Below are 18,881 nucleotides of genomic sequence, written 5' to 3'. Positions count from 1 at the left end.
GTTGTTTTTTATTTGTTTTTCATTACCCCCTTCACAAAATCTAATACTACTATTGCAACCTGTTTTGCCAACTCTTTTTTCCAATCATTGTCTTTAGAATTTTTCATACTCATAACCTCTTTTCATATATTTTGTACTTCTATATTTATAATAATCCCTGTTTTATCCCATGTTAACTTTTAGTCCAAATTATATTTATAAATTTATTTCTAATGAGTTACTTTAATGCCACCCATACCCATGGACGTTTTAATACCAACACCTGAGTATGTCCCGAATTCCGCCAACATATGTACCATATTGATAATATGTTGAGGTGCATTTATAAAATATTCCAATTCACCACAAAATGACGGTACTCTTATTCCCTCCAATGAAAATGTATTGCTCCTTAGATTATAATTTTTTAATATAAGAACTTCCTCTAATAATGGCAAAAACTCATCACAGGAAACTCCTATATCTTTTGAAAAATCATTAAATTTATTCATCAAACTTTGAAATATAAGTCTTACAGTAGGATAAATCATATACTCCCCCTTACACTTAAATGATGTAGGTGTAATAAATTTAAATTTAATACTTTTAGCCTGTCTCTTTATATAAAACTTTTCAAACAGTTGATCATAAGTAATACTCTTGATTTCTTTTTTTTCTATAATGATGTTTTCTTCTCTATGCTTTAGACTAACACTGTCCAATGTACAAATACCGGTTATTATCTCATTCTTGGCATCAGAGTCTAATGTATTGATTGTCCATATAAGCTGTTCTCCATATTTTATAATGTATTGGCTATAAGAGTGTAGTTGATTCCTATGCATCTCTTTAGAAAACTCTTTACTTATATTTTCCATAAGAAATCCATGCAATATAGAACCCATATTTGCATCATATGTATTTTTATTGTTCATATTTAAACTTATATCAAGTCTGGTAAGCATAATTTATATTCTCCTGAAACTGTCATATATTATGTAGTAAGTCTAAGCTAATTCTACTGCTTATTCAAGATATTATTAACTTTATTTAAATTTTTTATTAATCTATTTTTATGCTCTTTGGTTTTTTGGCATCTGTTAAGTACTTTTACCAAGGCTATCATAATATAAACCAATCTTTAACAACTTTTTTTCCAATCTTTCATAACTTCTCCTCCAAAATATATTGCATTCCATCTATAATAACTTTCCCCTTGCGATTAAATTTAAACTATTTTTTTATTATCCTCTTTACAGCCTCCTTGACCAAAATATTTATTACTACTTCTTTTACAACAGCTTTAACTATTTCATTCATATTTAAATCTCCTAACTATTTATATGCTAAATTTTATCTTTCACTTATATAATGTGTTCCAAAATTCATGATGTTAACTTTAAGCTATTTTTTATTATTTTTTTACAACCTCATTGACTAAAACATTTATTACTACCTCTTTTGCCCCCGCTATAAATACTTCTCTCATACAAATACCTCCTGAATATACAATAAATCTTTGTTTCACTTATATAATGTATGAAACATTTTATGATGTTAACTTTTAGAATGAAATTTTTATAAAACTTTGAATAAAAATGAGCAAAGTAATTTTCTTAACAAGATTTCAGATATGTTAAGTGAGTATATTATAGATAAAATTGACTTGCAGAATATTTCACAACATATTACAAGAAACTTTATGTTTTGTGACGGTAATCAAAACAGGGAAAAAAAGATAAAACATTACTCCTTTAAGCCAAAAAAAAGATGAAGTTTTGAACTTATTATGGATATAGATTCCAACCCTGTCGGTGAAAAGCAATCGGAATTTATAGGTAAAATGTTAATTTACTACTTTAGAAAAGCCTTATTTGAAAAATAAAGAATTTTATTCAAGAGCACTTTTGATAAACTTATTATTTGCTGCAAAAATCCGGAATTTATAAATTTAACTTATTCACCTGACAATGAAAGGTATACAGTTATCCCTTATGGTATTATAGTCTCAAAAGAACAGATGTTTAATTATTTATTTTGTTATAACTATGATGAAAATATGGTTATAAAATATTATACTTATAGACTAAATAGAATTAAGGCTGTATCAAATAGTTGACAAAGAATTGAGCATCCAAATGAAATTAAAGAGAATTTTCTGCTTACTCAAAAGCTTGGTACTTTATATCCCATAAATACTCAAGTTGAAGAAAGTTGTGTGTTCCTAAGTGCTAAAGGTATATATTCTTTTAATCATCTTTATTTTGGTAGGCCACAAGTGGAACGTAAAGAGCAAACTGCGGAAGGAAATTTCAGATACTATTTCAGTTGTTCTACTGAACAACTTTATCGCTATTTTCACAGATTCAATCCCAGAGATGCAATAGTAGAATATTATCTTTCTCTAAGAAAAGAATAATAAACTTTTATAGAAAAACATTAGAAAGTTATAAGTCTGGAAATTTAGAATATATCAAAAAGGGTTGTACCTTGTTCTTCACTTTGACGAACAATTGGCTAACAGTCCAGAAAACTCTAAATCCTCCATAACTTTTTTAGGGTGTAGACTGGATTGTCATCGGGTAAACTCAATTCGTAGAAGCTAAAGTTGATTTTCTGTTGACCTATTTCAAAAAAGTAATTATAACAATTAACTGTAAGCATAGTTGCATTATAATATGTAACGGAGAAAGATGGTTATCGTTAGCCATCTTTTTTTATGTAAAAACTTAGGGAGGAGTAACTCGTTTTGAGTTACTCCTCCCTCTTTTATGGCTTCCATTTCCCGACAGCCCTTGTACATTTTGATCCTATGGTCCCTTTGATAAAACTCACTTTATATATCCTCTAAAGGATTCTTCACTCATACCGGCTCTTCTTGCTGCATCCGAAATGCTTAAAATTCCATCCTTTACCAGAGAAATAAGGACTTGTACAGTTCCTTCTTTAATTCCCTTTTTAATACCCTCTTTAATGCCTTCTTCTCTTCCTTTTGCTATTCCCTTTTCCATTCCTTTTTCTATTCCCCTTGCTTCTACTCTGTCAAGTACCTCACACATAGTTACATTCTCCTTTCCCTTCACCTCGTTTATAGTTTCTTCAAACCTGTAATCATTCGTCATCGCAGACATCAGCATTAAAAGTTCATCCACATGTTCAATTACTGTATCACCGGCGACATAGTTTTTATTTACACGCATCTGATACAAATAGTCCGCCAGTATACGAAAATCACTTTTGAACATATCTATCTTTTCTCTGTCAAGATATGCTATTTCAAATAGATTCATTTTGAAATCATTCACATATGGTTTGATCATTTCATCTATCTCCAACAGTTCAAATAAGCTCTTTGGTTGATTCCATCTACTATTATACCCGAAATATAGTACTAATGTAATCACAGGATAAATTACTTCTTTACTGTTCTCCTTTTTGGCCTGCTTGACATACTCCGCTCCGTCATATCCAAATACCCTCAACGGCATTCTCTTTTCCGGTTTTGTCTGATTCTCCAATCCGAACATTGATAATTTTATCTTACTGTTATGCCAATATTTTGCTATATCCCTATACTGTGTCCTTATCCTGCCATCCAGCTTTAAAATGCTTCCCGGCAGTACATCTGTCAGGCTGTCTTCCGTCACCACTCTGTCTCCATTAAATAATAACACATTTATAATATCTGCGAATACATCATTATACCTTTCAAGTGTCTTTTGTGTAATATCTTTTTCTTTGTTGCCCTTCATACGACCTCCATATAATATTACTGATTTGATTTTATAGAAATTGATTAGATAAAACATAAGATAAAATGAACATAGAAATAAAATAAAAGTCGTTCACTTGGCTTTATTTTATGATGAATATAAATATTTTGCAATAGCAATATTCTTAAATGTCCTTACAGAACTTAAAATATAACAACCAAAAAGAGACCGCCACACCGGCAGTCTCCATTTTATCTTTATTCTTCATCGCTCTTAGCATCTGCTTCTTCATTATCAGAACTATCTTCAACTTCTGAAACCTCTTCAGCATTCTCCGGCTCAAGAGCCTTTTCTTCCGACTCCAAAGCTTCCTTTGCATCAGCTATCAGCTCTTCTTTGATATCAAGAAGTGCAGGATCGTCCTCACTTAGGATGATTTCATCGTCATCTCCGATGAATTCGTCTGTATTCAGAGTTACGCTTCTGTATCTCTTCATACCTGTACCTGCAGGTATCAACTTACCTATAAGTACATTCTCCTTAAGTCCTATAAGGTGATCCACCTTACCGTTGATAGCGGCTTCTGTAAGAACCTTTGTAGTCTCCTGGAATGATGCCGCTGAAAGGAATGAATCTGTTGCAAGAGATGCCTTTGTAATACCGAGCATTACCTGCTTACCATCTGCAGGAGTCTTTCCTTCTGCAATAAGCTTTTCATTCATATCATTGTAATCCAGAACATCCATTGAATTTCCCGGAAGTACATCTGCATCATTGTTTTCTTCTATTCTTACCTTCTTAAGCATCTGACGAACGATAACCTCTATATGCTTATCGTTAATCTCAACACCCTGAAGTCTGTAAACTCTTTGAACTTCACGAAGCATGTAATCCTGAACCGCACGAACACCTTTTATCTTAAGGATATCATGTGGGTTTACACTACCTTCTGTAAGTTCGTCACCGGCCTCCAATACATCTCCGTTTAGAACCTTTATTCTTGAGCCGTATGGAATCAAATATGTCTTTGACTCACCTGTTTCATTGTTTGTAACAATAATCTCACGCTTTTTCTTGGTATCCTTAAGTTCTACAACACCGCCGAACTCTGTGATGATTGCAAGTCCCTTAGGTTTTCTTGCCTCGAAAAGCTCCTCGACTCTAGGAAGACCCTGTGTGATATCTCCACCGGCAACACCTCCGGTATGGAAGGTACGCATAGTAAGCTGTGTTCCCGGCTCACCGATAGACTGTGCAGCTATAATACCTACTGCCTCACCTACCTGTACAGCCTGACCTGTAGCCATGTTTGCACCATAGCACTTAGCACAGATACCTGTATGTGATTTACATGAAAGAATAGTTCTTATCTTTACACTGTCTCTTCCAAGCTTCTCAAGCACCTTCATTACTGCAGCGGCTCTCTTTGGAGTACACATATGATTTGCCTTAACTACCACTTCCCCTGTATCAGGATCTGTTATAGTTTCTGCAATATATCTTCCTGTGATTCTCTCCTCGAGACTCTCAATAACTTCCTTACCGTCTGAGAAAGCTTTGATTTCCATAAACGGAATCTCTTTGCCTTCACAGCAGTCTGTTTCACGAACTATTAAGTCCTGTGAAACGTCTACAAGTCTTCTTGTAAGGTATCCTGAATCGGCTGTACGAAGAGCAGTATCTGAAAGTCCTTTTCTGGCACCGTGAGCTGAGATAAAGTACTCCAAAACGTCAAGACCCTCTCTAAAGTTTGACTTAATAGGAAGCTCGATAGTATGTCCTGTTGTATCCGCCATAAGACCACGCATACCTGCCAGCTGCTTTATCTGCTTATCCGAACCTCTCGCTCCTGAGTCAGCCATCATAAAGATATTGTTGTATGCATCAAGTCCGTCAAGCAGGTCTCTGGTAAGCTGCTTATCTGTCATATCCCAGGTCTTTATAACTTCTTTGTATCTCTCTTCTTCAGTAATAAATCCACGGGCATAGTTCTTTGCAATTCTGTCAACTGTAGCCTGCGCATTCTTTATGAGTTCAGGCTTACTCTCAGGTACTGTCATATCTGAAATAGAAACAGTCATAGATGCAATAGTTGAATACTTGTATCCGATTGCCTTTATATCATCCAGCACTTCCGCCGTTCTTGAAAGTCCGTGTACATTGATAACCTTCTCTAATATCTGCTTACACTGCTTTTTCTTTACAAGGAAATCAATCTCAGGCTTTAACTCATTTCCCGGAATACTTCTGTCTACAAATCCGAGATCCTGAGGTATTATTTCATTAAATAAAAGTCTACCCACTGTTGATTCAACAGTGTCTGATATAACTTCTCCGTTTTCAAGCTTTTTGCTTATTCTGACCTTGATCTTGGAATGTAATGTAACAATCTTGTTGTCATATGCAAGAATCGCCTCATTTACACTCTTAAAGAACTTACCTTCTCCCTTTGCTCCCGGTCTTTCCTGTGTAAGATAATAGATTCCGAGAACCATATCCTGTGAAGGAACGGCAACAGGTCCACCGTCTGAAGGCTTAAGAAGGTTATTCGGTGAAAGAAGCAAGAATCTACACTCAGCCTGAGCCTCAACTGAAAGTGGCAAATGGACAGCCATCTGGTCACCGTCAAAGTCGGCATTGAACGCTGTACATACAAGCGGATGAAGCTTGATAGCCTTACCCTCTACAAGTACAGGCTCAAATGCCTGAATACCCAGTCTATGAAGTGTAGGCGCTCTGTTAAGCATTACAGGATGCTCTTTGATTACTTCCTCAAGAATATCCCATACATCATTTTGCATTCTTTCTACCATCTTCTTGGCAGATTTTATATTATGAGCTGTTCCCTTTTCTACAAGCTCTTTCATTACGAAAGGCTTAAAGAGCTCTATAGCCATCTCCTTTGGAAGACCGCACTGATAAATCTTAAGCTCAGGTCCTACTACGATAACAGATCTTCCCGAATAGTCAACACGCTTTCCGAGAAGGTTCTGACGGAAACGTCCCTGCTTACCCTTTAGCATATCTGAAAGTGATTTAAGCGCTCTGTTTCCCGGACCTGTAACAGGTCTTCCTCTTCTACCGTTATCTATAAGAGCATCTACAGCTTCCTGTAACATTCTCTTCTCGTTTCTGATAATGATATCAGGCGCACCAAGTTCCAAGAGTCTAGTCAAACGGTTGTTTCTGTTTATAATTCTTCTGTAAAGATCGTTCAAATCACTGGTAGCGAATCTACCACCGTCAAGCTGTACCATAGGTCTGATATCAGGCGGTATAACAGGTACATTTGTGAGTATCATCCACTCAGGCTTATTTCCCGAACTTCTGAAAGCTTCTACCACATCAAGTCTTTTAATGATCTTTGCTCTCTTTTGTCCTGTAGCATCTACCAATGCTTCTTTTAATTCTACCGACTCTTTTTCAAGATCGATATTGCTTAATATTTCTAAAATGCTCTCTGCACCCATCCCTGCTCTGAATGAACCGTAGCCATAGGTGTCGATTGCATCTCTATACTCTCTTTCTGAAAGCACCTGCTTATAGTTGAGGGCAGTGTCACCACCGTCCAATACTATATATGATGCAAAATATAATACTTTCTCCAAGATACGAGGTGCAATATCCATTATAAGACCCATTCTTGAAGGAATTCCTTTAAAGTACCAGATATGAGATACAGGCGCAGCCAGTTTGATATGGCCCATGCGCTCTCTACGCACACTGGATTTTGTTACCTCTACTCCACATCTGTCACAGACAGTGCCTTTGTAGCGGATTTTCTTATATTTACCACAGTGACATTCCCAGTCCTTACTCGGTCCGAATATTCTTTCACAGAAAAGACCGTCTCTCTCAGGCTTTAATGTCCTGTAGTTGATAGTCTCAGGCTTTGTAACCTCACCATGAGACCACTGCAGTATTTTTTCAGGAGAAGCCAAACCAATCTTAATTGCATCAAAAGAAATTGGCTGATAAGCATCATTGTTTTCAGGCATAAAATTTGCTCCCTTCTATATAAAACGATAAATCGACTTCATTGATTTTTTGCAGATGCCAAAAAAGGCATCTGCTGTATAAGTATTCACTCCGCTTTCAGATTATTCTTCAAAATTATCTGTGTCATCAAATGAATCTTCGTCATAGGAGGAATCATCCCCCGAATCTATATCACCATCATAGTCAGCATCGGCATTCTGCATATCGGCCTCATCTTCCGAAACGGATACAAACTCACCGTCCTTTACTTCCTGCTCACTATAACCTGCAGACTTGAAATCTTCTCTTCCATGGTGTCTGCTCTCACCCTCTATAATAGAGTGAATGCTGAGATCTGCATATTCCGTATTCTCTTTAAGTTCCACTTCTCTTCCGTCTTCTCCAAGTACACTTATATCAAGTCCCAAAGACTGGAGCTCTTTTAAAAGTACTTTGAATGACTCAGGTATACCTGCATCAGGTATGTTCTCTCCCTTAATAACGGCCTCGTATGTCTTAACACGTCCTGTAACATCATCGGATTTTACTGTCAGGATCTCCTGCAATGTGTATGATGCACCATATGCCTCAAGAGCCCAAACCTCCATCTCTCCGAATCTCTGTCCACCGAACTGTGCTTTACCTCCAAGCGGCTGCTGAGTAACGAGTGAGTATGGTCCTGTCGATCTTGCATGAATCTTATCATCTACCATGTGGTGGAGTTTCAAATAATGCATGTGACCTATTGTAACAGGGCTGTCAAAGTACTCTCCGGTTCTACCGTCACGAAGTCTTACCTTACCGTCTCTTGAAAGAGGAACACCTTCCCAAAGTTTTCTGTTCTCAAGATGTGAACCGAGATATTCTACAACTCCCGGATCAAGTACATCTTTATATTTATTCTCGAAGTCGTCCCAATCACCGTTTACATAGTCATTTGCAACTTCAAGCATATCCATAATGTCATTCTCGTTTGCACCGTCAAAGACAGGTGTAGCCACATTAAAGCCAAGTGCCTTTGCCGCAAGTGAGAGGTGAATCTCAAGTACCTGTCCGATGTTCATACGTGAAGGCACACCCAGAGGGTTAAGCACGATATCAAGCGGTCTTCCGTTTGGAAGGAATGGCATATCTTCTACAGGCAACACTCTGGAAACAACACCCTTGTTACCGTGACGACCGGCCATCTTATCACCGACGGAGATTTTTCTCTTTTGTGCTATATAAATTCTTACATTCTGTGTAACGCCCGGAGCCAATTCATCTCCGGCTTCTCTTGTAAATACCTTCGCATCAACAACCACACCGTAAGCACCATGAGGTACCTTAAGTGAAGTATCTCTTACCTCTCTTGCCTTCTCACCGAAGATTGCACGAAGAAGTCTTTCTTCCGCTGTAAGCTCCGTCTCTCCCTTTGGAGTAACCTTTCCTACAAGTATATCACCGGCCCTTACTTCAGCACCGATTCTGATAATACCTCTCTCATCAAGATCTTTAAGAGCATCATCACCGACTCCCGGTACATCTCTTGTAATCTCTTCAGGTCCGAGCTTAGTCTCTCTTGCCGCACATTCGTATTCCTCAATATGAATAGATGTATATACATCATATTCCACAAGTCTCTCGCTAAGGAGTACGGCATCCTCGTAGTTGTATCCTTCCCATGTCATGAAACCGATAAGCGGATTCTTTCCAAGGGCTATCTCACCATTGTATGTTGAAGCACCGTCTGCAATAACCTCACCGGCATTTACATGGTTGCCCTTAAATACTATAGGCTTTTGATTATATGAGTTTGACTGGTTACTTCTTGCAAACTTAATAAGCTTGTAAGTATCAAGTACCGCATCATCATCTCTTTTAATAACAATCTTATCTGATGAACACTCAATTACAGTTCCTGAATTCTTGGCAACAACGCAAACACCAGAGTCTACTGCCGCCTTGGTCTCCATACCCGTACCAACTACAGGTGCATCGGTGATCATAAGAGGCACTGCCTGTCTCTGCATGTTTGAACCCATCAGCGCACGGTTCGCATCGTCGTTTTCAAGGAAAGGAATCATACTTGTAGCCACTGAGAATACCATTCTCGGTGATACGTCCATCAAATCTATATTTTTCTTTTTAAACTCTGAAGTCTCATCACGGTAACGTCCTGAAACATTGTTGTTTACAAAATGTCCTTCGGCATCAAGCGGCTCGTTCGCCTGTGCTACAGTAAAATTATCCTCTTCATCGGCTGTTAAGTATACTACTTCTTCTGTAACTCTCGGGTTCTCAGGGTCCTGTGACTTATCCACAACACGATAAGGTGCCTCTACAAATCCGTACTCATTTACTCTTGCAAAGCTTGCAAGCGAGTTGATAAGTCCGATATTAGGTCCTTCAGGTGTCTCGATAGGACACATTCTACCATAGTGAGTATAGTGAACGTCTCGAACCTCGAATCCGGCTCTTTCTCTTGAAAGACCTCCCGGTCCCAAAGCTGAAAGTCTTCTCTTATGTGTAAGCTCTGAAAGAGGGTTGTTTTGATCCATGAACTGGCTCAGCTGTGAACTTCCGAAGAACTCCTTAACAGCGGCAGTTACAGGCTTAATATTTATAAGTGATTGAGGTGTAATAGACTCAATGTCCTGAGTGGTCATTCTTTCTCTTACAACTCTCTCCATTCTTGTAAGACCGATGCGGTACTGGTTTTGTAACAGCTCTCCTACCGCTCTTATTCTTCTGTTTCCTAAGTGGTCGATATCATCCTTGCTTCCGATATACTCTTCTATATGCATATTGTAGTTTACCGTAGCGAAAATATCTTCCTTGGTGATATGCTTCGGAATAAGCTCATTGATATTCTTCTCAATAGCCTTTATAAGCTCTTCACCCTCATTTTCTTCCAGCAACTTCTGAAGTACGGGATAATATACCTGCTCTGTAACTCCGATAGACTTAGGGTCTGTAAGCTCAGGTACATAGCTTTCGATATCTACCATCATATTTGAGAGAACTTTTACTTCACGTTCTACTCCTTTTATCCATACGGCAGGAATAGCTGCATTCTGTATTGCTGTTGCAGTCTGAGCATCAACTACGGTATCCGCCTGTGCCAATACTTCACCTGTATTCTCATCCACTACATCTCTGGCGAGAGTATGTCCCTTTATTCTGTTCTTAAAATGGAGTTTCTTGTTGAATTTGTATCTTCCTACTTTTGCCAAATCATATCTTCTGGCATCGAAGAACATTGCTTTAAGCAAACCTTCGGCACTGTCTACTGAAAGCGGCTCACCCGGTCTGATCTTCTTGTATAATTCAAGCAAACCGTCCTGGTAATTTTCAGACGGATCTTTTGCAAAACTCGCCATAATCTTCGGCTCCTCGCCGAACATGTCTATAATCTGAGTATTTGTTCCAAGACCGAAAGCACGCAAAAGTACTGTGATAGGAACTTTTCTTGTTCTGTCCACTCTTGCATAAAAGATATCGTTAGAATCTGTTTCGTATTCAAGCCATGCACCTCTGTTAGGTATGACCTGAGACATAAATAGCTCTTTACCTATTTTATCGTGATCGATTGTATAATAAATACCCGGTGAACGAACCAACTGGCTGACTATAACTCTCTCCGCACCGTTTATTACAAATGATCCGGTATCTGTCATCAGTGGTAAATCTCCTAAAAAGATCTCATGCTCGTTTATCTCATCCTTATCCTTATTGGTAAGTCTGATTTTCACCTTTAACGGAGCTGCGTATGTTGTATCTCTATCCTTACACTCTTCTATGGAATATTTAACTTCATCTCTTGCCAATTTAAAATTGACAAAATCGAGGCTAAAATGTCCCGCAAAATCTTCTATAGGAAATATATCCCTAAAAACTTCTTTTAGGCCTGCATCCAGGAACCATTGATATGAGTCTTTTTGTATCTCTATCAGGTTAGGCATTTCCAGAACTTCTTTTTGTGTTTGGAAACTCATCCTCATGCTCTTTCCGGAAGTTATCGGATGCATCTTGCTTCTATCCATTGACGTTTCACCCCTGTATATTTTTTATTCTATGAATTTAGATTTTTCTATGTTATAATTAGAGCAATCTATTCAATTTGTTTAGCCGTTAGGCAAGTTACATTGGACATTTTTACGTCCAAACACCTCTAAAAGGGCACAAAAGTCCCTACAATAGTGCAACTTTCATCTTACAAAAATAAAGTCAACATGTCAATACGGAACATATGTTCATTTATTTTCAATTTTCCACATATCTAAAACGCCCCCTTATAAAGTAATAAGTATTTTTCACTCATTTGCTCTAAAAGGAGGCATAATCAATCAAATATAATATTTAATTTTTAATCTTATCGTATTACCGCATTTGATGATGTAGCGGTTTCTACTGCACTTAAGTCTCTTCTTGTTCTTCTGTTTCCTGAAGCAGAGGCATTTTCAGCTATCTCCACATTAAATCTGACAGTTTCAAAGTTCTCGGAACTTATTGCCACTTCATTATTTACCTGATTGAATCCGTCAAGTGAAAGATCGATAAACTGAGTGTATCCGTAAGCCATATTTGCTGTAAGCTTATATGTAGTAGCATTTCTAAGATTATATCCTTTATTGTAAGTAACACCGTTTACGGTAACTGTTGCCTTACCCGAGCTTATAAGTTCTGTAAATCTCTTAAGCCCTACTCTATCCGTATCATCAAATGTCAATCTTACAAAATTATCATAGCCCTTCTTAATCTCTGAACCTGTAATAGCCGGTGTAGCTATCTGTGAAGATGTAGTATAGACTAAATCATCCATACCCTCTCCCTTAAATACAAGTCTGTCTGAAAGTCCCTTTATCTTTCTTGATTTTATGTAGATTACATTATCGTTGTCTACTGCAAATACATCTCTTCCAAGTATTGATATTCTACCTTCTTCAACCTTTACACCGTTTACTTCGACAGCATTAAGTTTCTCTATAAACTCATTAATCTTTGCCGCATCGCCCTTTAGTGTAACGGCATATACTTCGGCATTATTATACTTTTTAAATTCGACCTTATCAACTTCCACCTCATTAACAGTAGGAACTACCGGTGCCGGTGCAACGCTTTCCGCTATGCTTCCGTCAGCATTCATTATAAATGTAAGGTCCTTATATCCATCCGCCTTTACAACAAAATCAAACTTATTATCTGTAAAGCTGCTTGCCTTTACAGATAACTGACTTATTTTGCCACCATAAGTTGAATCATTATGCGCCCTAAATTCTTTTGTATTTCCATATCCGAAACCGATAATACCTGCTTTAGTATAATCCTCACCGTTTACATTGACACTTGTAACCGCTTTAAGATATTTCTCAAGGTCAGATTCATTCATGCCCTCGAATTTCACTGTAAGCATATTGTATAATATCGAATTCGACTTTTTGCCTGTCTTTGCCTTAGGTGCATCCTTGCCCTCTTCCACTGCAGGTGGGGTTACAGGAGTAACCGGTGTTACAGGTGTTACCGGAGTCACAGGTGTAACAGGAGTTACAGGTGCTGTATTTGCTTTCTCAGTAATATTTACTTTTATAGACTTAACAGCATAGTTTCTGTCGCTTGACTGCAGATAAATAATATATTCGCCTGCATTTTTAAACAATCCGCCGCGAAGTGTAACTTTTCCGTCCGCAACAGTATAAACCGAATTTGAAGTATAACCGCCTGCAGATGCGGATATTACGTCCCTGAGTGTACCGTCAGGATTTTGAACCATTACTCTGCCAAGCTTACTGAGGAAATCTCCCTTCTTGGCATCATCATCCTTAACAGCCTTTATAACTATTTCTGAATCCGTTTCATGCTTTTCACTTACATCACTAAGTTCCACTTCTTCCAAAGTATCTGTGATGGTAAGGTCAAGTTCTATCTTCTCAAAACCTATAGAATTAAGAGCAAGTTTATGTGTTCCTACTATAGGAGCAAGATATCTGTTGAATGCACTCTTATAAAGTGTGATACTCTTATAATCCGCACTTACTTCATACTGCTTCAAATAATTGTCGCCTCTAAGAGGTGATGAACCGTCAAGTACTACGGACTCAAGATTCTTTAAGAAATCTGCGTTGTCGGTTGTTATTGTAAAGCTGTCTGCATTTGCCTGTACGAGACCTTCAAATGTAGGTGCCGCTTCTCCTACAAGATTACCGTAACGATAAATAGTTCCAAGCCTACCGTTTTCAAGTACGTTCTTTACATTTCCGACAATATTCCTTGTAGTTGCATTCTCAAACTTGATATAGTCCTCAAATGTAAGAACCTTTCCTTCAAGTCTTGCATCCTTATATGCATCTACAAAGTTGTTAAGAAGATATAATTTACTCTTATCTTCTCCAACAATCGCCTCAGGAGACTGCTCAAGCCACCAGTTCATTACGGCATCCGAATCCTTGCTTCTAAGTCCGATTTCATTTAAAATCATTGCATTTGCAAGCAGATCATAATCATACATAAGGTATGAATTTATCATCATGCTTCCGCTTGCACCGGATGTAGCATCAGCCTTACCGCCTGTCTTACCTGTAGCGCCTGATACAGAATCAGCCTTCTTTCCTGAGCCTGAAGATGCAGAACTTCCTCCACCTACAAGAACCTTTGTAATTGTTGAAGACTCTCTGTTTCCTGCATGATTTTTACCTACTGTAGGAGAAGATATAGCATCCACAGTCTTTGACTCATCACTGACAGGTGTTGTTGCTACGGATGAACCGTCACTCTTTAATACTTCAAACTTCTTTGTAAGAGTCTTATATCCCTTTGTATAGATTGTAGCTGTATAAACTCCGGCTACATCTGTATACACCTTACCTGAAGTACTGTCTGTTCCTGTAATCTGTACAATATCCGATATATTATGCCATCCTGAAATCTTCGGCAATTCAATAACACTACCGTCAGGCTTTGTAAGTGTTACTCTATACATTACAACACCAATATCATTTCCAAAGCTCTGATTGTTTTTAGGATCAACTATCCTGAATCTGATATTTTCTCCAACCTTAGGATTTGGAGTTGTACTGTCACGCATTACCTTAAAGTTTGTACTGCTTACAAGAGATATAGGAAGGCTTATTCTTTCGTTTCCGTTTGCAGAACCTACACTTACATAGTAATCACCTCTGCTTCTTGCATTATTTTGAGGAAGAGGAATATTTATAACTCCCACCTTTGCGTACTTTGTCTCTACAGACTTATTGTATACAAGGTTTGAGTTTATAATATTGTGGTCTTCATTTAAAAGTTTAATATTGTTAAGTCCTTCAAACCACTTCTCCTGCTCCTCATTTTCAAGCTGGAGCTTTATCTTTATGCTTCCGGTTCCTACATTATCTATCTCAGTTACAGGGATATAGTATTTTGAAGGAACTGCAGCTGCTGCTGAATCCACCTTCTTTGACTGTAATGTAAATGTGGTCTTTGAAGCATTCTTTCTTACCTTGCCGGCATTGTCAAATGTCTCAAGGAAATAGTCAAACTTTGTAATAGGACCGTTTGATAATACATACTTAGGTGCCTTTACATCAGTCTTTGTTATATTCTTTCTCTCCCCGCCTGCAAGCGTGATGTCCTGAGTATCATTATCAGCTTTACTTACAATCTGTAATGCTGAAGGATTTGATACACTTGAAAGCCACTTAACAACATGACCGTCATCATCAACCTTGGTCATATTTGAAGTAACATCTACTCCGTCTACCAATACTTTATAGTTGTCAATAGTTCCGTATTTGAATGTAACTACAACATACTCTCCGAAATCTGTATTTACATTTTTTGTATAGTTTACATATGCAAACTTATCATTATTTGCTTCTTCAGTATTTGAAGCTGCATTATTTTCTGTATTACCTGCATTGTTGGCTCCCTCAGCGTTTGAGGTGTTTCCTGCGTTGTTTGAAGTCTCACCGTTTGAGGTGTTTCCTGCGTTGTTTGCAACTTCACTACCTGTGTTGTTTCCTGTAGTTCCTGCGTTTTCATTGTTTGAAGTTGCGTTATTGCCTGCGTTATTTTCTGTGCCTGCCACATTATTACTTGCAGTATTGTTTTCTACTGTATTAGCACTGTGCTCTACATCACCAACAGAATATCCTCTATTTCCCGAATTTGTATCTGTACCTGCATTTTGATTTTGTGATTCGCCTCTTGAACTACTGCCTGATCCGGCTCTTCCTCTGGAGCTTCCGCCGCCTGAGCCGCCTCTTCCTCTGCTGCCGCCTCTGGAACTTCCTCCGCCTGAGCTTCCCTTAGAGCTTCCTGCGCTCTTTTTAGCCGCTCCTTGACCGGCATTACCTGCTGATGCACCTGCTGTAGAAGAAAGTCCTTTGCCCTGTGAGTATACAACTTTTCCGTCTTTTTCCCACTTACCGTCGGCATTAACTTTGTAACCGTCAGGAGTTGTGGTATTTACAAGAAGTTTACCCTGATCAGGTCCGCTTTGAGGATTGAAATAATAGCAATAGCCGTCAATCCAATTCCATCCTGTGAGCATTATACCCTCAGCAGCTCCCTTTGCTGTATTAAGGAAATACCAATGTCCGGCCGCGTCCTTCTTCCAACCTGTCTGCATAATACCTGTGTCGGTATCAAGATAATACCAGCCGCTTGGAGTCTGAGTCCAACCCAAAACCTTGCTGCCTTTATCATTTATATAATTCCTTCCGCTCTGTGTGTTCTGCCATGAACCCGCAAAAGCCGGCGTAACCTGTGTTGCAGCCATCAAAATACTCAATGCTCCAACACCTACATTTAAAATTAGCTTTCTTTTCATAAATCTCCTATTACGTACACTTTAGTTAGTAGCCACTAACTTATAGACCTAAATAAAGGGAATGTTGCACTACAAAAAAGCATCAAAATCAGAATGTAGTAATACGTTTTGACCAAATACTCTTGCAAAAACACTTCCCTTTGCATTTAAGTTCTATTATATTACATCCGTTAGCATCTGCTAACTTTTGTCAGTATACTAAAAGGTTTTATTTATTTCAAGCTGTTTTTATGTACTTTTTTTGTATTTTAAGTACTTTATTATATACAATCTGTAGAATAAAATTTCTGCTTATTCAGTTTAATATACATTTGTCGTTATCTTGCTATATTAACTGATTACTATTCTATTCTCCGGCAAATTCCGTATCTATATTTACATGTATTTTGTACTCCGGAAATTCCTCTTTCAAAATTCTGTTCACATTTTCTATAACAGTTTCCGATTTGATATCAAAGTCTCTTGTTATATCACAATAAATAGTACTGTCTTTTTCATCTATAACTATTCCATGATAGTTAATAATATGTCTTTCATTTTCCTTGTAGTTCTTCAGTATTGATTTTATCTTTATATATCTTTCATCATTTACATCTACAGAATAAAATCCGAATACAAGAAAAACATTATATTTATTGTAAATCTTTGTCTGAGCCTCATGTAAAATAGGATACATCTCACCTATACTTCTTTTATCCTCTATTTCCACATTTATAGAACCCGTATAAAAATCTGGGCCATAGTCGTTTAATATAAGGTCAAAGCAGTTTATAACACCTTCCGTATTTCTTGCTATCTCCTTTATCCCCCTTACCATTTCACCGTCCACTCTCTCTCCGAGTATTTTCTTTACTGTATCTGACAATACCTCATATGCAGTCTTTAAAATAAATATTGAAATAATAACACCGGCAATACCGTCTACAGAAATTTTTGTAAACATATATATAAATGTAGATATCAAAGTTACCAAAGACACTACAGCATCATTTTTTGCATCGGCACCTGAGGCAATCAACGCACCCGAATTGTATTTTTTACCGCTGTTTTCAGTGAAAGTACCAAGAACAATTTTAGCAACAATTGTTGCAATAATTATTATTGCAGTTACAATACTCGCATTCATCTCTTCTCTGTTAAAAATAGCCTTTATTGAACTTATAAGAGATTGAAAACCGGTGATAAATACTATACCTCCAATCAGAAGACTTGTCAGATACTCCGTTCTTCCATGTCCGAAAGGATGTTGCTTATCAGGGGCCTTACCTGCAAGCTTAGTTCCTATTATAGTGATAAGTGATGATGATGAGTCCGTAATATTATTTAAAGCATCACTCACAAGAGCAATTGAGCCTGAAAGTATTCCAAGCACCGCTTTTAATGCTCCCAGTAACAGATTTGTTACTATCCCTGTTATGGATACACCTATAATTCTTTTTCTTCTTTCATTTGCATCCATTTTGAAATTGGATGAATTTATATCTCCGCTCATTTTTCTTAGATGTTTAGACATCTTCTCCTTTCTTTATATGGATGTACATTATACATTAAAAAAAGATTGTACGCAATTGTAAATTGTATACAATCTCTTTTTATATTGAATTTGGAACATCCTGTTATTATAACAGAATGGGGTTGGTATTGATTTTTACCTAAACATAATCTACAACATCAATGTATTGCATCAAGAGTTCCTTCTCCGCCTCTATATGCTTTGATAATCTCTGTGCAGCCACTATCGAAAGCCATCTTTGTACATACTGTTTAGCCGTATCCGACTTTTCACAGTAAATATCCATGTACATATCCGCAAGATTCTTATCTGTAAGAGCAAATAAGAGATAGGTATTTGCCGCATCTCCGGCAGCATTACCCTGAGTGGCATGTGACCAGTCAATTATTGAAACTTCACCGTCTTCTCCTATAAGCACATTACTTGGGTTGAAATCTCCATGACATATTTTTGTATGCTTTTTCATTCCGTCAAGCCTTGTTAAAAGCTCATACCTGATGGTTGCATTGAGATCCTTTAACTCATTTATCTGTCTGCCGAACTTAAGGTTCATTCTGTTAAGCAACGGTGATGATTTTGAATGAATATCAAGCTGTATATCCACAAACATCTCCATATACTTTCTTGTATTTTCCTTGTCGGACTCCATAATCTCTTTTAAAGTCTTACCGTTTTTCTTAAGCATTACTATTGCCCATCCGCCGTCCATTTCCTCTACGGCGAGCACCTTCGGAACATTAAGACCTGTCTCTTCTATTCTTGCCTGATTCAGTGCCTCGTTAAATACATCAGATTTCGGATGGTCACCGCTGAACGCTTTAATAATGCAATCATCGGTTTCATATACTTTCTTATGCGGTCTCTCTAAAATAAGCTTTTTATTTGTCAAATCCAT

At 37.6% G+C, this 18,881-nt stretch carries 8 protein-coding genes and 1 pseudogene; 1 reads left to right on the top strand and 8 read right to left on the bottom strand.

Going from position 1 to position 18,881, the window contains the following annotated elements:
* Positions 1–209: 209 nt before the first annotated feature.
* A complete protein-coding gene (gene cas6, locus HMPREF1135_RS12935) occupies positions 210–944 on the bottom strand; it encodes a CRISPR-associated endoribonuclease Cas6 (protein WP_007595914.1) in 735 nt (244 codons plus the stop codon).
* 923 nt (positions 945–1,867) lie between these two features.
* Here cas6 and HMPREF1135_RS14575 point away from each other — a divergent pair.
* Positions 1,868–2,098 (top strand): WYL domain-containing protein, encoded by a 231-nt coding sequence (locus HMPREF1135_RS14575; RefSeq protein ID WP_156804126.1) that lies wholly within the window; start codon positions 1,868–1,870, stop codon positions 2,096–2,098.
* A 381-nt stretch (positions 2,099–2,479) separates the two neighbouring features.
* On the opposite strand, the pseudogene HMPREF1135_RS14570 reads toward HMPREF1135_RS14575, so the two are convergent.
* From HMPREF1135_RS14570 to HMPREF1135_RS12905, 7 genes and pseudogenes are all read right to left on the bottom strand, one after another.
* Positions 2,480–2,643: pseudogene (locus HMPREF1135_RS14570) on the bottom strand (transposase); the annotation flags it as partial.
* A 167-nt stretch (positions 2,644–2,810) separates the two neighbouring features.
* On the bottom strand, positions 2,811–3,731 hold the full coding sequence (locus HMPREF1135_RS12930) for an Rpn family recombination-promoting nuclease/putative transposase (RefSeq protein ID WP_007595913.1): 921 nt from the start codon (positions 3,729–3,731) through the stop codon (positions 2,811–2,813).
* 218 nt (positions 3,732–3,949) lie between these two features.
* On the bottom strand, positions 3,950–7,690 hold the full coding sequence (gene rpoC, locus HMPREF1135_RS12925) for a DNA-directed RNA polymerase subunit beta' (protein WP_007595911.1): 3,741 nt from the start codon (positions 7,688–7,690) through the stop codon (positions 3,950–3,952).
* Positions 7,691–7,792: 102 nt separating this feature from the next.
* Positions 7,793–11,695 (bottom strand): DNA-directed RNA polymerase subunit beta, encoded by a 3,903-nt coding sequence (gene rpoB, locus HMPREF1135_RS12920; protein WP_034243225.1) that lies wholly within the window; start codon positions 11,693–11,695, stop codon positions 7,793–7,795.
* Positions 11,696–12,024: 329 nt separating this feature from the next.
* On the bottom strand, positions 12,025–16,473 hold the full coding sequence (locus HMPREF1135_RS12915; protein WP_007595909.1) for a hemoblobin-interacting domain-containing protein: 4,449 nt from the start codon (positions 16,471–16,473) through the stop codon (positions 12,025–12,027).
* Positions 16,474–16,819: 346 nt separating this feature from the next.
* Entirely contained in the window at positions 16,820–17,986 is a 1,167-nt protein-coding gene (locus HMPREF1135_RS12910) for a cation diffusion facilitator family transporter (protein ID WP_007595908.1), read from the bottom strand.
* Between the two features lie 139 nt (positions 17,987–18,125).
* Positions 18,126–18,881, bottom strand: a complete 756-nt coding sequence (locus tag HMPREF1135_RS12905; RefSeq protein WP_007595907.1) for an aminoglycoside phosphotransferase family protein — start codon at positions 18,879–18,881, stop codon at positions 18,126–18,128.

The sequence above is a fragment of the Lachnoanaerobaculum sp. OBRC5-5 genome (assembly GCF_000296385.1).
In the GTDB taxonomy this organism is placed as follows: domain Bacteria; phylum Bacillota; class Clostridia; order Lachnospirales; family Lachnospiraceae; genus Lachnoanaerobaculum.
The sequence above is the reverse complement of the archived record's forward strand: the minus strand, read 5'-3'. Positions and strand labels throughout refer to the sequence as shown.